Origin of the sequence: Burkholderia sp. ZZQ-2 (assembly GCF_050768715.1) — a bacterium.
GTDB lineage: Bacteria > Pseudomonadota > Gammaproteobacteria > Burkholderiales > Burkholderiaceae > Burkholderia > Burkholderia cepacia.
On sequence record NZ_LDVA01000126.1, the window covers coordinates 1 to 3,652 of the forward strand.

Consider the following 3,652-nt stretch of genomic DNA (forward strand, 5'->3'; position numbering starts at 1 on the left):
CGCCATCGCACCGGCCGCCCCGTTTCGCCGCCTCGCCGCACCCCCTTCCGGCCCCCTTCCGGCCCCGTCCGGCCGCGTTTGCGCCGGCTCGCCCGATTCCCCGAAATACCCCCCTTTCCCGGCTTTGCTCGACCGATCGGTGTTTGACGCCTCCATGAATAATCGGTGTCACTGGAAAGCGGCATTCCGCCGTACCCGACTGGAGGCCCCGTGGCAGACGAGAGCGATCTCGACAAGACCGAAGCCGCCACTCCCAGGCGCCGCGAGAAGGCGCGCGAGGAGGGGCAGGTCGCGCGTTCGCGCGAACTGGCTTCGTTCGCGCTGCTCGCGGCCGGGTTCTACGGTGCCTGGCTGCTCGCGGGCCCGTCGGGCGGGCATCTGCAGGCGATGCTGCGCGGCGCGTTCATGTTCGATCGCGCCACCGCGTTCGACACGAACCGGATGCTGTCGGCGGCCGGCAGCGCGAGCCTCGAAGGCTTCGCCGCGCTGCTGCCGCTGCTCGCGCTCACCGGTGTCGCCGCGCTGCTCGCGCCGATGGCGCTCGGCGGCTGGTTGATCTCGCAGAAGACGTTCGAACTGAAGTTCGACCGCCTGAACCCGATCTCGGGCCTCGGCCGGATCTTCTCGATCCAGGGGCCGATCCAGCTCGGGATGTCGATCGCGAAGACGCTGGTCGTCGGCGGGATCGGCGGCATCGCGATCTGGCGCAGCAAGGACGAGCTGCTCGGTCTCGCGACGCAGCCGCTCGGCGTGGCGCTGCCCGATGCGCTGCACCTGGTCGCCGTGTGCTGCGGCACGACGGTCGCCGGGATGCTGGTGGTCGCCGCGCTCGACGTGCCTTACCAAATCTGGCAGTACAACAAGAAGTTGCGCATGACGAAGGAAGAAGTGAAGCGCGAGCATCGCGAGAACGAAGGCGATCCGCACGTGAAGGGGCGGATCCGCCAGCAGCAGCGCGCGATCGCGCGGCGCCGGATGATGGCGGCCGTGCCGAAGGCCGACGTGGTCGTGACGAACCCGACGCACTTCGCCGTCGCGCTGCAATACACGGACGGCGAGATGCGCGCGCCGAAGGTCGTCGCGAAGGGCGTGAACCTCGTCGCCGCGCGCATCCGCGAACTCGCGGCCGAACACAACGTGCCGCTGCTCGAAGCGCCGCCGCTCGCGCGTGCGCTGTATCACAACGTCGAACTCGAACGCGAGATTCCCGGCTCGCTGTACTCGGCCGTCGCCGAAGTGCTCGCGTGGGTCTACCAGCTCAAGCGCTTCCGTTCGGAAGGCGGCGCGTTCCCGGCGGTGCCGGTCGACCTGGACGTGCCGGCCGACCTCGACAAGGGCGCGTCGGTCTCCGCCGACGACGAACGCGAGGAAGCCGAAGACACGCTCGGTAACGGAGGCGCGGCATGAGCACCCCGACCGGCCTGTTCGCGAAGCGCCAGAATCCGTTCGCGGGCACCAACCTGCGCGCGCTCGCGGGCCCGATCCTCATCTGCATGATTTTGGGGATGATGATCCTGCCGCTGCCGCCGATGCTGCTGGATCTGCTGTTCACGTTCAACATCGCGCTGTCCGTGATGGTGCTGCTCGTCAGCATGTACACGATGAAGCCGCTCGATTTCGCGGCGTTCCCGAGCGTGCTGCTGTTCTCGACGCTCCTGCGCCTGTCGCTGAACGTTGCGTCGACGCGCGTCGTGCTGCTCGAGGGCCACACCGGGCCGGACGCGGCCGGCCAGGTGATCGAGGCGTTCGGCCACTTCCTCGTCGGCGGCAACTTCGCGGTCGGCATTGTCGTGTTCGTGATCCTGATGATCATCAACTTCATGGTGATCACGAAGGGCGCGGGGCGGATCGCCGAAGTGTCCGCGCGCTTCACGCTCGACGCGATGCCCGGCAAGCAGATGGCGATCGACGCCGACCTGAACGCGGGCCTCATCAACGAAGAGCAGGCGCGCAAGCGCCGCCTGGCGGTCTCGCAGGAAGCCGAGTTCTACGGGTCGATGGACGGCGCGTCGAAGTTCGTGCGCGGCGACGCGATCGCCGGCCTGATCATCATGGCGATCAACGTGATCGGCGGGCTGATCGTCGGGATGGTCCAGCACGACATGACGTTCGCCGCGGCCGGCACGAACTACACGCTGCTGACGATCGGCGACGGCCTCGTCGCGCAGATCCCGTCGCTCGTGATCTCGACCGCGGCCGGCGTGATCGTGTCGCGCGTCGCGACCGACGAGGACATCGGCACGCAGATCACCGGCCAGCTGTTCACGAACCCGCGCGTGCTGAACATCACCGGCGCGATCATCGTGCTGATGGGGCTGATCCCGGGCATGCCGCACTTCGCGTTCCTCGCGCTCGGCGGCGGCGCGATCTGGCTGGCCCGCACGCAGACGAAGCGCGCGGCGGCCCGCAAGGCGGCCGGCGACCTGACCGACATCGCGCCGCCCGCCGTGCTGCCGTCCGACAGCCACGAAGCGACCTGGGACGACGTGCAGCTGATCGACCCGCTCGGCCTCGAAGTCGGCTACCGGCTGATCCCGCTCGTCGACAAGAACAGCGACGGCGAACTGCTCAAGCGCATCAAGAGCATCCGCAAGAAATTCGCGCAGGAAATCGGCTTCCTGCCGCCCGTGATCCATATCCGCGACAACCTCGAGCTGCGGCCGAACGCGTACCGGATCGCGCTGAAGGGCGTCGAGATCGGCGTCGGCGAAGTGTTCCCGGGCCAGTGGCTCGCGATCAACCCCGGCCAGGTGACGGCCGCGCTGCCGGGCGCCGTCACGCAGGATCCCGCGTTCGGGCTGCCGGCCGTGTGGATCGACGTCGCGATGCGCGAACAGGCGCAGGTGTACGGCTACACGGTGGTCGACGCGAGCACGGTCGTCGCGACGCACCTGAACCATCTGGTCGTCCAGCACGCGGCCGAGCTGCTCGGCCGCCAGGAAGTGCAGGCGCTCGTCGAGCGCACCGGCAAGGACGCGCCGTCGCTCGTCGAGGACCTCGTGCCGAAGACGATCTCGCTGACGACGCTGCAGAAGGTGCTGCAGAACCTGCTCGAGGAAGGCGTGCCGATCCGCGACATGCGCACGATCCTCGAGGCCGTGTCCGAACACGCGGGCCGCGGCGACGCATTCGAGATCACGGCCGCGGTGCGGCTCGCGCTCGGCCGCGCGATCACGCAGCAGTGGTATCCGGGCGCGGGCGAGATGCAGGTAATGGGCCTCGACGCGAATCTCGAACGCGTGCTGTCGCAGGCGCTCGCCACCGGCGCGAACCCGGGCCTCGAACCCGGCCTCGCGCACAACCTTCTGACCGGCACGCAGCAGGCGATGCTGCGTCAACAGAATCTCGGGCTGCCGCCCGTGCTGCTCGTGCAGCACGCGCTGCGCGCGATGCTCGCGCGTTTCCTGCGCCGCAGCCTGCCGCAATTGAAAGTGCTGTCGTACGCCGAGGTGCCGGACACACGCACGATCAAAGTCGTTAACGTCATCGGGGGTTCCGCTTGAACATTCGCAAATTCACCGGCGCAACGAGCCGCGACGCACTTCGTCTCGTGCGCGAGGCGCTCGGCGCCGACGCGGTCGTGCTGTCGAACCGCACGCTCGATGACGGCAGCGTGGAAATCGTCGCCCTCGCCGATTCGGACCTGGCCGCC

2 protein-coding genes are annotated in these 3,652 nt (G+C 68.5%); both read left to right on the forward strand.

Features of this window, described 5'->3' with window-relative positions; genetic code table 11:
- The first annotated feature begins 210 nt into the window (after window positions 1-210).
- Window positions 211-1,407 (forward strand): flagellar biosynthesis protein FlhB, encoded by a 1,197-nt coding sequence (gene flhB / locus ABY44_RS07765; RefSeq protein WP_027788637.1) that lies wholly within the window; start codon window positions 211-213, stop codon window positions 1,405-1,407.
- Window positions 1,404-3,503, forward strand: a complete 2,100-nt coding sequence (flhA, locus tag ABY44_RS07770) for a flagellar biosynthesis protein FlhA (protein WP_021162676.1) — start codon at window positions 1,404-1,406, stop codon at window positions 3,501-3,503. Before flhB ends, flhA begins: the two co-directional genes overlap by 4 nt.
- The last annotated feature ends 149 nt before the right edge of the window (window positions 3,504-3,652 follow it).